Genomic DNA, 16,837 nt, shown 5'->3' on the forward strand with positions numbered 1-16,837 from the left:
GTTGGTTACTTTATGTTTGGTTCAAAAAATCGTACAGGACATAAGTCCGCTGTCATAAAATAGTCATAAGTTTCACGAAAATCGTCGATCTTGCAAAATGTCTCCAGAGGACATAAGTCCTGTTTTGAGTACACTAAACCAGTTAAATTTGCTCATTAAGCGAGGCAAAAGAGATTAATCGTGTCTTTTTTGCTATTGTGATCTTCCAACATAAACAACTGCTGGGTGTGAACTTTAGTGACACGAACTATTATAGCTATAGCTGGCGCATCTGCGTCTGGTAAGTCTCTTTTCAGTCAAACGATCTACAACGAATTAGTTAACGAGCTGGCCTCGGGCACTATCGCGGTGATCGAAGAGGACGCCTATTATAAAGATCAATCGCATTTGCCTATAGAGCATCGTACTCAAACGAATTACGATCATCCTGATGCGTTTGAACACGAGTTATTACGCGAGCATTTAACTAAGCTTCGCCAAGGTGAATCTGTAGAGGTTCCGACCTACGACTACGGACAGCATACACGTAGCGATAAAACACGAATAGTAAATCCTGCTAAGATATTAATCGTAGAGGGGATATTACTGCTAAGTGATCCTGCATTAAGTGAAGAGTTTGATATAAAGGTGTTTATTGATACGCCTTTAGATATTTGTTTGCTGCGTCGTATGCAAAGAGATATAGAGCACAGGGGTAGAAGCCTGTCCTCTGTGGTAGAACAATATCAGGCGACGGTAAGACCGATGTTTTATCAGTTTATCGAGCCTTCAAAGCATAATGCCGACTTAGTTGTGACCCGTGGTGGTATGAATCGCGTTGCGATTGATATTATTAAAAGTAAAATAAAATATTTGCTACAAGAATAACGGGAAATTGGCATGACAACAATTATGAGCTTAGTGGGCATGATGATGCTCCTAGGCGTAGCATTTGCGTTTTCAACAAACCGCAGTGCTATAAATAAGCGCACCGTTGGCGTTGCATTTTTACTGCAAGTCCTTATTGGTGGCTTTGTACTCTTTATTGAAGCGGGCAAAAATGCCTTAGCTGCAATGTCTAGCGCAGTTGCGAAAGTGATTAGCTACGCCAATGACGGTATTAGCTTTTTATTTGGGCCTTTGGCTCAACAAGACTCGTTAGGTTTTATTTTTGCGATCCAGGTGCTGCCGGTGATCGTATTCTTCTCAGCGCTTGTTGCCGTGTTATATCACGTTGGCATCATGAACTGGATTATTAAAATTTTAGGCGGCGGCTTACAAAAGCTGTTGCAAACGTCACGACCAGAGTCGCTATCAGCTACTGCCAACATTTTTGTCGGCCAAACTGAAGCGCCTTTGATAGTCAGACCGTTTATTCCAAAGATGACGCAATCAGAATTGTTTGCAGTTATGGTTGGCGGTTTGGCAACGGTAGCGGGCTCCGTAATGGCGGGCTATGTTGCTATTGGCGTAGAGCTAAAGTACCTGATTGCAGCCAGCTTTATGGCCGCTCCAGGTGGTTTCTTAATGGCCAAAATGATTGTGCCAGAAACCGAAAAACCGCATGAGAACCTCGAAGAGGTCGACAGCGGTGATGATAAACCGGTTAACGTAATTGATGCTGCGGCATCAGGGGCATCAAGTGGTATGCACTTAGCATTGAATGTAGGTGCTATGTTACTAGCCTTTGTGGCGTTAATTGCATTGTTAAACGGTTTATTAGGCAGTGTGGGCGGAATATTCGATTACCCAACACTGACGTTGCAAGAAATTTTAGGCTATGTCTTTGCTCCTGTTGCTTGGATGCTCGGGGTGCCTTGGTCAGAAGCCGTAACGGCAGGTAGTTTTATCGGCCAGAAATTGGTAGTTAACGAGTTCGTTGCTTACCTAGATTATATGAATTATCGCGATGCGTTAAGTGAACACACACAAGCCATTGTCACATTTGCGTTATGTGGGTTTGCTAACTTGTCGTCGATTGCCATCTTACTAGGCGGGCTTGGCGGTATGGCGCCAAGTCGAAGAAAGGATATCGCGCGCCTGGGGCTCAGAGCAGTGTTAGCAGGGTCTATGGCTAACCTCATGAGTGCAGCAATTGCAGGTTTCTTCCTCTCGCTAGCTTAGAAACTTATTGAGATAAGCCGCAGTTGCAAAACAATTGGTTGGTTGCTTTAAGGGGTTAAAGTAACCACACTAACTGAACGATACTTCACCAAAGGGCCTTTATGGCCCTTTTATCGTTTCTATGGCTCGCTTTTTTCTACCTTGACTGCCAACTCATCCTTAGTCATTATCACCCTTTGTACGGCAAAGGGAATGTTACATGAAGTATTTAGTTATCTCTGATATTCATGGCGATACTGACTATATTCGCCAATTCACCGATAGCTTAGGTTCTGAAGCTGACTACCTCACTCCATATCATGGGCAACAAGCAGCGGGTAAACGTTCAAATGAATCGCAATATGCGTTTTTTAAACGAGTTTCTTCTATTGATAACTTGACCGCTAAAGCGCGATCCACATTACAAGCCGCTCAAGAGCCTGTGGTGGTCATTGGTTTCAGCGTTGGCGCTACCTCGGCGTGGCAACTTGCTGCCATGCCTGATTTACCCATAAGGCAATGTATTTGCGTGTTTGGCTCGCGCATTAGAGATCATTTGCATTTAACTCCCACGGTGCCCACGACTGCATTCTTTTCTAACGATGAACGCTACTTTTACGAGCAAGTGATAGCAAGTCCTTTGCTACATAAACAACGTATAGACTGCCCTCACGACGCCATTTCATCGATTGCGCAACCCGGAATATTAGTAACTCAGTTAATGCCTTTATTGCAAAATGCTCACAGCGAAAGACAAAGCTAGATGTTGAGTAAACACATAAAAAATCAACTCAGCATTCTGGCAAAAGCAGACCAAATGAGCTGCTTCTTTGCGATGGGATTACTGATCACTCTTTTGTTTAGTGCAGAAGGTGATAGCGCTTAAAATGATAAAGCAGGCTAGAGAAGAGACTGCAAGGTTAGCAAGTAACATTGAGATAGTACTTTCTATTTGCTGAAATAATACAAACTCTATAATAAAAACAATAGTCCCTGATATCATTCCATATTTTGCTGTAGCAGTCATATCTGTGATTAAAGAGACCCAAAGCGCTTGTTGTTTTTTAAAAATGTAGGTGGCCATTAGCCCTGCATAAATTATAAGGCTAAGCACAGCGTTATATTGCACATAGTAAATGTCTGGAACAGGGCTATATAACACATTCACGAAAAGTAGCAGCATAAATACCAGTGGGCACATTTCTTGGTATGTTTTATCCCAAACGTAGCAACATAGTATTGTTAATAGCACTGCCAAAACAGGGGAGATAAGTATAAGCGTGAATACCCCGATTTCAGTGCTGTGATTGGGACTACGCCAGTACAACATGGACATGATAAAAAAGAATGCAAACCGCATAGAAGTTACTCTTGAGTTAAAAAGGAGAGTCTCTCCCTATTAGTGTTAAGGCCTATCTTGACAAGGGTGAACTTTGCTCCAATACGAGCCCCCACCTCCAGTACAAACTGATCCTTTGGTTTTACATATAGCAGTGCTAAAAAGCCACCTAAGCGCAAAGCAGTATCAGCGCACGAGTTGACTTGACTGTTCAGGGTAACCATCACAAGGCAGCCAGTAGTTATTAAGATAACCGCCAAAGGTTGTTTCAAAAACAGCTGAGCCTTGCTCTTCAACGGTTATCAATACATCTTTACTAGAAAAAACATGCCCCGTTTTTAAGACATCTGAAACGGCTATGATTGCGTCACAAAGATTCTGCCCTTAGCACTCCAACCTAAGCTTTTACTGTCGGTATTAGCAGTGCTAGTGAATACTGCAACAGCAAAACAGTAATTACTTTCTTGACCATCCCCTCTCGGGTACAAAAGCGGGAGGCAATCTAACAACCAAACCAAGTGAAATCAACCAAAAATTAACAACAAGGCAATAAAATAATATCTATAAACTATACTTGTCACTGTGAATGGCAATAGTTGGATATACTAGATATCTGGGTTTATATTACTTTAACAATTGAGTTTAATGCCGATAATAAAGTTGGTCGATTAATAACAGTACGCATTGACAATACTGTAAATGTTGGGAGTGGTTATGAAAACCTTCAAAGTCATACTATGGCTTATTGTAGCCACAGCAGTTGTCATAGGATGTGGGAAAAAACAGTCGTTTAGGCCAACACAGCAGCTACAATTAACACAATTACCTATTTCAGCAGCGCAACTGTCTGATGACGGCGCGCTGACATTATTGTTGATTGAAGATCATTTACTGCAAGTATGGGACAACAGCACACAAGAAATTATCAAACAGATTGAGGGCAGCAAGTTTAACTTATACTTTCGCGCCGCCTTTATTGCGCCATCAAAACGCAGTATTTTGAGTGTATCGGATCAACAGCTCACCATTTGGCAGCTCTACTCTGATGAACTCACTACCTTCGCACTGCCCCAGCGCGACAGTTATATCAGTGTCACAAAAGTGATTTGGTCATCCGATGAAAACCTCATCATGCTCGGTTATAACGATGGCAGCGCCCAGCTATTGAATCTTAAACAGCAAAGCTTATCTCAATTAGCCTTACATGAAAGCAGCATCACGGAGCTTATATTTAGCCGCGACCTCAGTGTGGTTTATTCGGCTTCCCTTGATGGCCATGCTAAGAAAGTCGACATTGCCAGCAAGCAAATGCTATTTGATTATGCCTTACCTCATCGCATCACAAGCCTTGCGCTATCGCAGGCGGAAGATAAGCTATTTGTTTCTGATGCCCTTGCCGATCAACATATTATTTCCGCTGAGAATGGCGATAACTTAACCTCATTAGACTATATTCAGCGCTTTAAGTTTTTCCGTGAGGCCACCTTTGTGGCTGACGATAAATACCTGTTAACTAGCTCTTCAAAAGCGCATATGTCACTGTGGCAGGTTAGTTCAGGAGAAGAAATAATCAGCTGGCCTATTGCGCAATTAAGCCTTGGCAGTACCGTTTACGACTTGCAGCTTTCTAATAGCAATGTGCTCACCACGATTAGCTCTGATGGGGTATTAGAGAGGTGGGATTTACAACAGATCTTATTTGACTGGTAGCGCGGAGCCATTACTCCGCACTTAAGGTGGCTAGGCAGTTATTGCTTTAACTGCGCTTTTGCCGCCTCAACCTTGGCAAAGTCTAAACCGAGTTCATCCACGGCTTCTTTGATCAATGCTGGGTTTTGCATCACTAGGGCCATTAACTGTTGCAGCTTTTCCGGTGGGATCCCCAGCTGCTGAATGGTGCCCATTGCCATCATTGGGTTTTCAGTTAACTGGCCAAATACCGTTTGAATTTGCTCATCTGAAATATCATGCTCTTTCAGTAACGCAATGATTGGGTTCATAATATGTCCTAACTTACTTTTACTAATCGGGCGGCATAGAAGCCATCGAATTCAGTGTTTATGCCAGGCAATAAACTCAGCGATGCCTCTAATTGCCAGTTGGGATTATGGTCTAAAAACTGTTGCACTTGCTGTTCGTTCTCTGCAGGTAAAACAGAGCAGGTTGCATACACTAACTTGCCGCCCACCTTACACATTTGACTATAGCGCTGCAAAATATCGCTTTGCAATGCAATAAGTGTGTCTAAATTTTGCGAATTCAAGTGCCACTTAGTATCTGGGTTACGTTTTAATACACCAAGGCCAGAGCAAGGCACATCTAATAACACCCGATCAAATTTCTCTTTTTGGCGCTTGATGGTCTTATTGTTTTGGATCGCCCTCGTTTCAGCTACATGAACACCCGCGCGCTTAGCTCTTTGCTTTAGGGTTTCAAGCTTATGTTCATGTATGTCTAGCGACAATAAGCGGCCTTTATTTTCTAATATCGCGGCTAGGTGCAGACTTTTACCACCCGCGCCAGCACAAGCATCCACCACCTTATGACCAGGTTTCACCTGTAAAAATGGTGCGATTTGCTGCGAGCCGGCATCCTGCATTTCAAACCAGCCGGCCTGAAACGCTTGGGAACGGAATAAGTGACTGTTCGACTCCACCTTCAAGGCAATATGGCTATCGAGTTGCACCTGAGAAACCGTAATGCCCTCTTTTGCCAAAGATTGTTGCAAGCTTTCAAGATCGCACTTTAAGGTGTTAGGACGAATATATTGAATGGCGCTTTGATTTAGCCCCATAGCAATATCTGACCACTGTTCACCAAGCTGTGCTTGAGCAATCTCATGCAACCAGTCCGGCATAGACAATTTCACCGCCTCAGGAGCAGTTTCAATAGATGCACTTAGCGCATCGAAATCATAAGTCTCGGTATCTAACCATTCTGGCAATGTTTGTTGCGTAACAACTTGCGCGGTTAACCAATAGCCAAAACCATCGCGGCTGATGCCATTTTGTTCTTGCACGTATTCCAGCAAACGCTTAAAACGAAAAATATGATAGTAATTACTGACCACATACTGCCGCTCATCAAGCTGCCATTGAGGATTATTGTGCAATAGTTGTGTTAATGCCTTATCGGCATGAGGAGAACTTTCTAGCACATTTTCAATGCACTCAGACAGAGTTTGAACTAACGAACGGGTAATAGACACGATGCGGTCTCGATTATTGCTAAAGGGCTATTTTAGCCTGCTAAGTACCGGGCATCAATTAGAGTTTATGATTTTTAGCTGAAACCAAAGCTTACTCATCGACTAGCTAACAATAATGGTAAAGGGGGTGAAACATAACCCCCTTTAATCCAGCGGTCGTGATTATTTTTCCACAATGACAGAGGTAGAGCCATTACTAATAGTTATAAAACGTGTAGCAACGCCATTGACCTGATATGCACCCAACTGCTGCAACGTCTGCCCAGTTTTAAATAACAATAACTTGCTGCCATCAGTAGCATAAATATTACCAAGTGCACTCTCGTTATTGGCTTGCCAAAGCAGTGTCCACCCTAGCCTTTCCTCAGTGGGTAACAGGCTTTTAGTCTGTTCAGAGTCAACAAAATGAAACTGGGTATAAAATGACGCGGAAGATGATGTCTGTGACTGTAATTGCGCAAGCAATTCCTCTTCCTGATTTCTAACCTCCTCAAGCATCATAAAGCCACTATCTGCCTCTATTTTTCCTAACCATAGCAGTTCCCCCATGGCAACCACCTCGCTGGCCTGAGTTGCAAACTGGCTAACCCACTCTATGTTCATAGTGGAGGTTTCTTCCAAGCGCTGCAAAGCGCCTGAAAATACCCTGACCAGTTGTTGCTCAGCGTCTGCATTTTGCCAAATACTTGAGCTGGTATCAGCCTCGATAAAGTCCACGATGTGTGCAGCTGAACTCACAGCTAATTGATAGCCTATGCGCTTATCTTCAGTCCAAAATGTCATTAAGCCAACCCCATTGTTGTGCAAAACACCTGTCGCGGTACTTTTGTGGTAGCGCTCATCAAAAGTAAATGTGCCCGAGCTATTGCTATCGTGATGTTGATAAATCTGTGCTTGCTGGTTTTCATCCATTAACTCAACCGACAATAAAGGCCCTGAGCGATACAAGTCTGGCAGCACATCCAAGTTTACAAAGGGCTGCTGTAATACCCAGCCATTATCGCCATAACGATAAAGCCCATCAGACTTTAGCCCTGACAAAACGCCATTACTTTTACTAAAATCCATGTCCAGCGCGCCATCAAGTGCAATCAAAGAGCCAAGCACGAGAGTATTTTCACTATCAATGCGTTCAATGCCATCAGAGCTGACAAACCAAGCGATATCATCATGAAATACAATGGGGGAAATTAACGACTTTGATTCACTACCAGCCAAAGCCCTGGTGGTGCCATCCGAAAATAGCAGCATGATGCCATTATCGCCATCGATTAAGGTATATTCTAAACAACTTAACTGAAACGTATTTTCATCACTGCTATTTAAGCTACATTCTGCAGCACCCGCAACACGAACTAATTCAAACTCACTGATATTATAAGGTTTATCAAGCTCAAACTCGCCTGCCTCATGGAACTCATACTCCTCTCCCGCCACCATCACAGTGACGGCATAAGGTAACGACTCAGGCACCTTAACCATGGCATGATCGGGAGTGCAATTAACAACTAAATTATAATGAGATGGCGACAACTGCTCCTCGCTGAAGTCACACTGTTCATTATTGAAATGGACGTTGCTGGGAGGCTGGTAAGCTAACGACCAATGACTCAAGGTTTGCTCATTGTTAACTTGGTACTCTTCATCAAACCAAGCGAAAGAGACCTCTTCTGCAAAGCCAGCCATATCTACAGTCAATTGCCATAACGTCTCGGCTTCACAGCTAATAGAGTAGGAGTACTCAGTTGCTGATATTTGCTCATGACTGTTCTCACATACATGGTGCTCTGGGTGCTCAAAAGTCGGGGCCTGGTAGGTCGCCGCTGTTTTTGTTAAAACCTGAGTACTGGTTAAGTTATAGCTATCCCCGAGCCAGCTGAACTTAACCGCAGACGAAGCACCGGAAACATCTATATTCACAGTATACTGAGTTTGGTTATCTGCTGGCGTATCAATATCACTCTTATCACTGCTTCCACCGCATGCGGTCAATAGCAGACACAGAGTCGATATTTTCACAAGATTTATTGTCATTTTCATAATATTTCCTTATACCGCTACAGTCACATGCATGCGGGCTCATTTACGAAGATTAACGGTTGATCAATTGCTCCTTTAATACAATCGATATTAAGTAAAGTGGTTGCTGAAGCCTGTTCAATGTCGGTGTGGTAGATTTTGAAATCAGATGTAGTGTTGTCTACCAACCAAAAGTAATTGGCTTTCAATATGTATTGCGCCTGGCGATCGCCTGGTAAATGTCTAACTGGCGGTGGTAGGGGAATTGGGCAGGTGCTTTGTAACATAGGTTCCTGGCAAAACTGGTTGCTTTGCAAGCTATGTTCATACTGCTGCTGAATAACAGGAAACCTATCGATAGTTTCGCCGCCCCACTTCTGTTCAAACTCCTCTCGAGGAGGCAAATACACATCTCTTGGCGCATCTAAGAAGTGAATTTTATCTGCAACCGAGAGATCCGCAGGGTGGCTCACTAATGTAAATAAATACTTTTTCAGGCGGTCTGCAATACTCGCTTCAACTCTTGCTTTTTGACTTAGTGAAAATGCGTTTTCACTTTCAGAGCCGTCCTTTAAGTAAGTTACTTTTATTCCTGCTCGCTCAGATATAACTTCCTCAATTAAGGCGTTGACCTCAGGCAAAGATAACCTCCAGCCTGATACTCTTACTTTAGGCCTCAAAAAGTTAGCAAGTTGCAGCCAGTCAACTTGGTATCGGGCATCTAATCCATTTAAATGGGTGGGTAGTTGCCACTCGATAGCCAACTGGATAAGCCCATCCCAATTGGTGCCTGCCGCCAGTATACTGTTAATAATAATTTCCCAACCTGGCAGGGTTTTACCTGAAAATGGCAAAGTTTGAATAATACTACCGGGTTGCGCCAACGTGCTTTCGAAATCACTAAGAAAGTCCACAGGTAACCACTCTCCACTTTGGGTTTTTGCCTTACAAACAGGCACGACAATCGTGCCTCCTGGGGTGGTCCAAACTTCTTCGCTGCAGTTAACCTTTAACTTGCCTTCATTATCCAATAAAAACCCAGCTAGCATGACGCGTGTATTAGCACCAATGGCTTCTGCAGGCCGAAGAGAAAAACCCCGCAACACAGCTTCACTTTGCAAACCAGAAAAGCGGCTATTCCTGTTTAAAGAGCTAAACCGTCCAGAAAAAGCCACAGAATCAAAACCACTGAATGGACCTGATACAATTTGTTCTGATGACACGGTTAGCGAAGGCCGACTATTATGTAATTCAATTGTCGCTACCTTGGGAATGTACCAAACCAAGTTAGGGTTAACCGAGTCAGCAAATAAATGAAATGCGTTTTGACTAGCAATTGAAAAATAGCCAGAAACGTCTTTGACACTGGGGCTAATGGGTATGGCTAAGCTGGTCACAGAAAAAACCATACTCATTATTGCTATTGCTAAAGTCCTAATTAACATAATCTCTTTCCTTGTTGATTGTTACAGCCGCTCTTAATCCAGCGGCCAACTAATTCTATAATTTTGGGGTGCAACGCTGCCCCAGTCATTGGCATCCCAGGCACACTTGCACCAATACCAACATCTTGCTCGGCTTGTCTTATCTTCAAACGGTAATATAGGCTTTTGCCATTGCCATTTTTCAGGTACTCAGCTAAGCCAATGCTAGATGTATCAAACCTTTGTTTTGCCCGGCCTTCGATACCATGACAATGCACGCAACCGCCATCTCTCCAAATTCCCCTCCAAACATACTGCCTTTCACTGCGGTTTAATGGGGAGCTGGGTATTTTTAACCACTGCTGTTCAATGGCGGTTAGCTTGGAGTCGACTTCCTCTTCGAGCTTATTACGTGAATGGGTGAAGTATGCCTGTAACGCTGCGGCTTGGTCTTGAGATAAACGGTAAGACACATGAGACTTACCCGAATGTTGATACTGCAACAAGTACTCTTTTGCATACAACGACATGCTTGCTTGAGCAACACCGTCTTTGAAGCCATGGCAAGCCGCACATGTCTGTTCATAGAGTAGCTTGCCTTTTTTGATCACCCGCAGATCTTGGCTAACAGGCTCTGAACTGAACTCGAGGTTAAGTACTTTAATATCAGCAAGCGATATGGCAGGGTAAGCCATCATGCTGATGGCTCGACACTCTCCTTCACTGCAACTAGCGCTTGGCCGCCGCAGGTAATTAACCAAGCCCTGCGCATGATATTTTGCACCACTGCCAGAGCCCAGATGTAACGGCGCCTTAAGATATGGCATTGGGTGCTTAGCTAAGTTGCGTAAACGTTCATCTGAAACTGGTAAAGCAAGGTACCTAGGATCGGGCTGCTTATTGACAAGGTTATCCCCTACTTCATGTATTTCAGCGTGACAGCCATAGCATTGGTTGTCTTTCCAACGACCAAAGCCACTGTGAAAACGAGCCGGTGGTTCAACCCGAGCCTCAGTGTGACAACCAAAGCATTCTTCAACAGCGCTTGTTAGCATTGCACTAGCACTACTAAGCATTAGTGCAACATATAAATTGCTCAACATCGCTACTGATTAGCTCGGGTATCAACGTTAACCACAACTTCACCAGAGCTCGGTAAGATTTCAATGAGTTGATCAACATCATTACTATTCACCTCCACCCCGCCTGTAAACCTGATAGAGAAAAGCTTCATAAAACGTTTCCAATCATTTACTGACAAGCTTTCTCCGGGGGTTACGTTGCTGCGAAACGCTTCGGCTGGAGAATTCCTAGAGTAAAATGCAACGTCTAATAAATCACCGCTGTACTCCACACTGTTGTCTAGTGGATCTGGAGGAGATGCAACCAAAGCATTGTCATTAAGCAAATCGGTGATAATACGAGGAGCATCTAAATATACGGGCTCAGAACGAGTGCTTTCAATTGAGTACCAATGGTTTAAAACATTATTTGCATTCAAATAGTCCATAAGTTGAGTTTCAACGGCACTGTTTGACGGTTTCAAATAGGTTATACTCAGCCAACACAGGCTTGGATAACCGGATGGTTTTCTCTCTAATTGATAGTTTAGGTTTAGCGCTTCTAACTTAGCGACTAACCCCGTGGTCTCGATGCATAATTGTGCATTGGTAGGAATAAGGTTTTGCCGCTCATCGATAATATTATTTTGCTCTACAAAATGAGTATACTTGCCATTATCTTGTGCTAGCGGATATGCCCGTATCGATATTTTATTAAAGTAGGGGTTAATGCTCGTCGGTGGAGTAACATCTTGCTTTAATGTCGTATACCAAAAAATGCCAGCATTGATTTCAGTGCCTTTTAAAGGCGCATAAACAAAACCATCTTGTTCCATTTTTGCACTAAAATCCACATCATCTAATGTTAATGCATGACTATTTTGTGATGATAATAACCCTGCGATCACTGCAATAAAAATGCGTTTCATGACAACCTCCTTTTTGATAAAGCTGAGCGTTACCTCAGCTTGTTGTCCTTTGTGTTATTGTCCAATAATGTCTCTACACGCTGGGTCGTCCATATCCCATGTAACCGGGAGACCAAAGCCGCCTTTACTACATTGAATGGTCATGTTGGTCGATGCATTACTGATCTTAGAGCCAGGATTCCAAGTTAAATACCTTGACTCATTGCGACGAAAAACCAGTTTTTCGTAATTTGCTCTAAGCGTAAACACCGCGCCGCTTGGCTCATTATCGACATTTCCTAACTGTGACTGACCAAAGTCTCTGAGCTCTACAAATAACTCATCGCGAATTGACTCGTACAACGACTGCACAGCTTGATCAAACTGGGCAATATTAGTGGGGTTTTCAGAATAACTACCATCTGGCTGTTTATATTCGATGGTAATGCCCGTTTGACCATTTTGATTATCGAGCAAACGTCTAAAGAAAGTTTCGATCTCAGCCTCTACACACGAGTTTAAATGCACCGCGGTGTATGTACTTGCTTGTTGAAAAACGCGTTCCCAATCAATGTTAATGCGAGCAATTTGAGTTCTGGCATGAGTGGTGAGCTGCCAATCTGTGGTTGCTTGAATACTGGCATCCCAGTTTGCACCGGACATCATGATTTGACGAATTTCAGGCGTCGCACTTGGCGTTGTCACTAACTGAAATGGTATGTAGGTCGAAGTGGACGAAAAGCCTTCAGGCGCCATGGATTGAAAACTAGCAACCACATCTGTTGGCTGCATGTTACCGTCATCATCAAGGGCGTAGCACTTTGGTACTTGGAACTCCACGCCATTTATCGTGCCCGTTTCCATCTCACACTCAACATGCGCTCTGCCGCTATTGTCGAAATAAATATCGCTAAGCATAAAGCGGGTTTTAGCATGTTGTGCGGGCGCTGGTGCTACACGCCAGCCCCGCTGCTGAGCTTCCGACTCTAACCGCAGCAGTGCACCACGGTTACCAGTAGTGTCAAACGCGCCACCTATCACCGCTTGCTCTAAGCCTGCCCAAATGCCGTATGGTGACACCCGTGATAGCACAGATAGCCGTGGTCTGGGTGAACTGGTGTTAGCACCATTAATGGCTATTTGCCCTTCTTTGGGCACATACCAAACTAGTTGATTATCTTGAGTATCAGCATATAGGTTAAACTTTCTTTGTGTGTCAGCACTAAAAAAACTCGAAATGTCTTTTTCATCATGAGACATGGGAGCAGCCTGAGCATGCATAGTGGTCATGGCCAAAGCCATGGCAAGCACACTTTGGCTGTACTTTGAAGTGTTCATACATTATTCCTTATGTATTCAATATGTAAGTTGCAAATCAACTTCCTCGCCACTTCCTAAGTCTGTTTAGGAATGTACATCCACATCACTTGGCGAGCTTTAAGTAAAGCACAAAAACAAAATATTTACATTAAAACAACCTAAAAGTCACACGCGAAATGCGAACCAATTGAAATCAAATGATTTTTATTTTTAAGACTCGCGTCTTTAGCCTTTACTTTTTCCAGAGAATGCAGTGAACCATTGTAAACAACAAGAGTATCTATATGATTTTATTTAAGTTAAATAATCTCATATTATTTTGAGCCACCTAACCTTAGTGATAAGGTAAATCCAATCACTTTAATGCTTCAATCAATTTGAAGGGCCAAAGGCCTCGTTAGTAACGATACGGGTTCTTATCTAAAGCACGACGCAAGAAATTTTTATCTTATTTGCATTGATAAAGGTGATTTTACATTGGCTTGACGAGGGAACTCATAGACCATTTCTCCGCTACAAACATAAACTATTTGTGTGTTCAAATTGATATTAATTAAAAATAAAACTCAAGGAAATTTTATGTTCAAAAAAGCTTTAACCTTATCGGTTGCACTCGCGCTGACCGGTTGCAATACTTTTAATGAATCAACGCACTCAGAGACAATGTCACATAATCACCCAGCACCAATCAATTACCCAGAAACCAAAAAAGAAGATGTTGTTGACACATACTTTGGGAATAAAGTAGCTGATCCATATCGTTGGCTAGAAGACGATATGAGCGAAGAAACAGCTCAATGGGTGAAAAATCAAAATAAAGTGACTTCAACTTACCTTGAAGGTATCCCCTACCGCGATCAAATAAAACAGACACTAACCGATTTAATGGACTATGAAAAAATAGGATCCCCATTTCAAAGAGGTGAGTACACTTACTTTTTCAAAAATGATGGGCTACAGAATCAATATGTGCTTTATCGCAAGCTCAATGACGGCGAGCCTGAAGTATTTCTCGATCCCAATACCTTTAGTGATGATGGCACGACCTCTTTAGCTGGTTTAAGTTTTACCGAGGATGGTTCTTTGTTAGCTTATCAGATCTCAGAAGGGGGGAGTGACTGGCGTAAAGTTATCGTCTTAGACACAAAGACCAAAGAACAAGTAGGTGAAACTCTTGTAGATGTAAAATTTAGTAATATTTCTTGGTATGGTAATGAAGGATTTTATTACTCTAGCTACGACAAACCAGAAGGCAGTGAATTATCTGCAAAAACCGATCAGCACAAAGTCTATTATCATAAACTTAATACGCCACAATCGTCAGACAAAATCGTCTATGGCTCCACTGCTGATGAGAAACATCGTTACGTTGGCACTAAGGTGACAAAAGACAAACGATACTTATTCATTTCAGCTAGTGTTTCCACTTCAGGAAACAAGCTGTTTATGAAAGACCTTACTAAACAAAACAGTTCTCTTGTCACTATTTTAGACAATACCGATTCCGATACCTACGTTTTAGATAATAAAGGTAGCAAACTATTTTTAGTTACCAATCTAGAGGCTCCCAATAAAAGAATCGTTACTGTTGATGCCGCGGCCCCCACTCCAAGCAATTGGCAAGACCTTATTCCTGAAACGAAAAACGTGCTATCCGCTAGTATCGGTGGTGGATATATTTTTGCCCGTTACATGGTAGATGCAGTGTCTCAAGTCAAGCAATTCGACAAGCGAGGGAACTTGGTTCGCAATATTGAATTGCCAGGCGTTGGTTCTGCATATGGCTTTGCTGGTGAGAGTGACGATGAGGTGCTTTACTACTCATTTAGTAATTACAAAACGCCTACAACATCATACAAATTAGATATAAAAACTGGGCAATCGGATATTTATCAACAACCCGAGGTAGACTTTGAACCAGATAATTATGAGTCTAAGCAAGTGTTTTACACTTCAAAGGACGGTACCAAGGTGCCAATGATCATTACTCATAAAAAAGGGGTCGAGCTTGATGGAACTAACCCAACTATTCTCTATGGTTATGGCGGCTTCAATGTTAGCTTAACGCCTTCATTCAGCTCTTCACGAGCGGCTTGGCTTAAGATGGGTGGTGTCTATGCAGTGGCCAATATTCGTGGTGGCGGCGAATATGGCAAAACTTGGCATAAAGCGGGGACTCAATTGCAAAAACAAAATGTTTTTGACGACTTTATCTCGGCTGCTGAATTCTTAATAGAGAAAGACTACACCTCAAGCGAAAAACTAGCAGTAAATGGTGGCTCCAATGGTGGTTTATTGGTGGGTGCTGTCATGACTCAACGTCCTGAGCTATTTAAAGTAGCGCTACCAGCTGTTGGTGTACTCGATATGCTGAGATATCACACCTTTACAGCTGGTGCTGGTTGGGCTTATGACTATGGAACGGCAGACCAAAGCGAAGAAATGTTTAAATACCTGAAAGCTTACTCTCCAGTTCATAACGTTAAGTCAGGAGTACACTATCCTGCAACGCTTATAACAACAGGCGACCACGACGATCGAGTTGTACCAGCACATTCATTTAAGTTTGCTGCTGAACTACAAGATAAACAGTCAGGCAATAATCCAACTCTTATCCGCATCGAAACTAACGCAGGTCATGGTGCTGGTACGCCTACTAGCAAAATCATTGACCAATATGCCGATATTTTTAGTTTTACTCTGCACAACATGGGAGTGAAGTCACTATAACTTTTTGCGCAATAGGGCTCTTTTAAGAGCCCTATTGCGCTAATTAACTTTTCACAAAAGTGCCGATTATGGCAGTTGAACTCATACTCCAACACCTTGAAAAAGATCCCGCCAGCTGTGTTAAGTAGTTTATTTTAAAACATTAATACTTGCGCAATTTAAGGGATCAACTTTGACTCTATCGGCTATAAACACTTCTTATTTACAACGCATAAAAGCTTTTTATTTTATTACTAATTATGGCTCAAGCCACCGTGGTATTCAATGAAATGGCGCTGGCTACTTAATTTTGTAGAGAGTATCGCACTTCAGAGTTGAATTTGAGGGTACTTTTGTTTAAGTTCAATTTACTGATAGCAAATCAATTTAACCACTTACTCACTATAAAGTGCACAAGAGTAATACCCTACTAGCTCGCCGTCGCTGGCACTAAACAGTGGTACCTGAACAGTTTCTGTTAAGTAATTATAATCTCGCTCTGAAAGCTTACCTTTTGCCAGTGCTTGTTCGGGAAAAACACCGCAAGCATCTGCTGAAACTTTTGCTCTTACTGGCACAGTATAATCACATGACACATTGCTATTATTGGTGTTACCGCTTATCTCAAAATAAGCCTCGTTATTTGTGTCGTCTACTTGATACTGTAGGTCTGTTTTACCCGCTGTTAGGGTGCTTGGTACACTCTCAACCGCAGTTAAGTTAATCGCTACTGTCCACTTCATCTCGAATGAATTCAAAGTCGATAT

14 protein-coding genes are annotated in these 16,837 nt (G+C 42.7%); 5 read left to right on the top strand and 9 right to left on the bottom strand.

Annotated elements, in window-relative coordinates; genetic code table 11:
- The first annotated feature begins 237 nt into the window (after positions 1-237).
- The 3 genes from udk (at position 238) to ACNKW2_RS00285 (ending at position 2,845) form a co-directional block, all read left to right on the top strand.
- Positions 238-867, top strand: coding sequence for a uridine kinase (gene udk / locus ACNKW2_RS00275; RefSeq protein ID WP_336565313.1), 630 nt, complete (start codon positions 238-240; stop codon positions 865-867).
- A 12-nt stretch (positions 868-879) separates the two neighbouring features.
- On the top strand, positions 880-2,103 hold the full coding sequence (locus ACNKW2_RS00280) for a NupC/NupG family nucleoside CNT transporter (protein WP_419146754.1): 1,224 nt from the start codon (positions 880-882) through the stop codon (positions 2,101-2,103).
- A 199-nt stretch (positions 2,104-2,302) separates the two neighbouring features.
- Positions 2,303-2,845: a dienelactone hydrolase family protein gene (locus ACNKW2_RS00285; RefSeq protein ID WP_419146755.1), complete on the top strand. Its 543-nt coding sequence runs from the start codon at positions 2,303-2,305 to the stop codon at positions 2,843-2,845.
- Between the two features lie 78 nt (positions 2,846-2,923).
- Here the strand turns inward: ACNKW2_RS00285 and ACNKW2_RS00290 are convergent, their stop codons facing one another.
- Positions 2,924-3,166, bottom strand: coding sequence for a hypothetical protein (locus tag ACNKW2_RS00290; protein ID WP_419146756.1), 243 nt, complete (start codon positions 3,164-3,166; stop codon positions 2,924-2,926).
- Positions 3,167-4,135: 969 nt separating this feature from the next.
- Here ACNKW2_RS00290 and ACNKW2_RS00295 point away from each other — a divergent pair.
- Positions 4,136-5,131, top strand: a complete 996-nt coding sequence (locus tag ACNKW2_RS00295) for a WD40 repeat domain-containing protein (protein WP_419146757.1) — start codon at positions 4,136-4,138, stop codon at positions 5,129-5,131.
- Positions 5,132-5,169: 38 nt separating this feature from the next.
- On the opposite strand, the gene ACNKW2_RS00300 is transcribed toward ACNKW2_RS00295, so the two are convergent.
- The 7 genes from ACNKW2_RS00300 to ACNKW2_RS00330 form a co-directional block, all read right to left on the bottom strand.
- Positions 5,170-5,421, bottom strand: coding sequence for a DUF2999 family protein (locus ACNKW2_RS00300; protein WP_419146758.1), 252 nt, complete (start codon positions 5,419-5,421; stop codon positions 5,170-5,172).
- Between the two features lie 8 nt (positions 5,422-5,429).
- Positions 5,430-6,629, bottom strand: a complete 1,200-nt coding sequence (locus ACNKW2_RS00305) for an RsmB/NOP family class I SAM-dependent RNA methyltransferase (RefSeq protein ID WP_419146759.1) — start codon at positions 6,627-6,629, stop codon at positions 5,430-5,432.
- Between the two features lie 162 nt (positions 6,630-6,791).
- On the bottom strand, positions 6,792-8,669 hold the full coding sequence (locus ACNKW2_RS00310) for a hypothetical protein (RefSeq protein WP_419146760.1): 1,878 nt from the start codon (positions 8,667-8,669) through the stop codon (positions 6,792-6,794).
- Between the two features lie 23 nt (positions 8,670-8,692).
- Positions 8,693-9,871 carry a hypothetical protein gene (locus ACNKW2_RS00315; RefSeq protein ID WP_419146761.1) on the bottom strand — a complete coding sequence of 393 codons (1,179 nt, stop codon included), beginning with the start codon at positions 9,869-9,871 and terminating at the stop codon, positions 8,693-8,695.
- 215 nt (positions 9,872-10,086) lie between these two features.
- Positions 10,087-11,127, bottom strand: coding sequence for a c-type cytochrome (locus tag ACNKW2_RS00320; RefSeq protein ID WP_419146762.1), 1,041 nt, complete (start codon positions 11,125-11,127; stop codon positions 10,087-10,089).
- Positions 11,128-11,177: 50 nt separating this feature from the next.
- Entirely contained in the window at positions 11,178-12,062 is an 885-nt protein-coding gene (locus ACNKW2_RS00325; protein WP_419146763.1) for a hypothetical protein, read from the bottom strand.
- 54 nt (positions 12,063-12,116) lie between these two features.
- Complete coding sequence (locus ACNKW2_RS00330) at positions 12,117-13,379, bottom strand: hypothetical protein (protein ID WP_419146764.1); 1,263 nt, start codon at positions 13,377-13,379, stop codon at positions 12,117-12,119.
- Positions 13,380-13,940: 561 nt separating this feature from the next.
- Here ACNKW2_RS00330 and ACNKW2_RS00335 point away from each other — a divergent pair.
- Positions 13,941-16,091, top strand: coding sequence for a prolyl oligopeptidase family serine peptidase (locus ACNKW2_RS00335; RefSeq protein ID WP_419146765.1), 2,151 nt, complete (start codon positions 13,941-13,943; stop codon positions 16,089-16,091).
- A 374-nt stretch (positions 16,092-16,465) separates the two neighbouring features.
- On the opposite strand, the gene ACNKW2_RS00340 is transcribed toward ACNKW2_RS00335, so the two are convergent.
- Positions 16,466-16,813 carry a hypothetical protein gene (locus tag ACNKW2_RS00340; RefSeq protein ID WP_419146766.1) on the bottom strand — a complete coding sequence of 116 codons (348 nt, stop codon included), beginning with the start codon at positions 16,811-16,813 and terminating at the stop codon, positions 16,466-16,468.
- Positions 16,814-16,837: the final 24 nt, after the last annotated feature.

Origin of the sequence: Pseudoalteromonas 'SMAR' (assembly GCF_048515945.1) — a bacterium.
GTDB lineage: Bacteria > Pseudomonadota > Gammaproteobacteria > Enterobacterales > Alteromonadaceae > Pseudoalteromonas.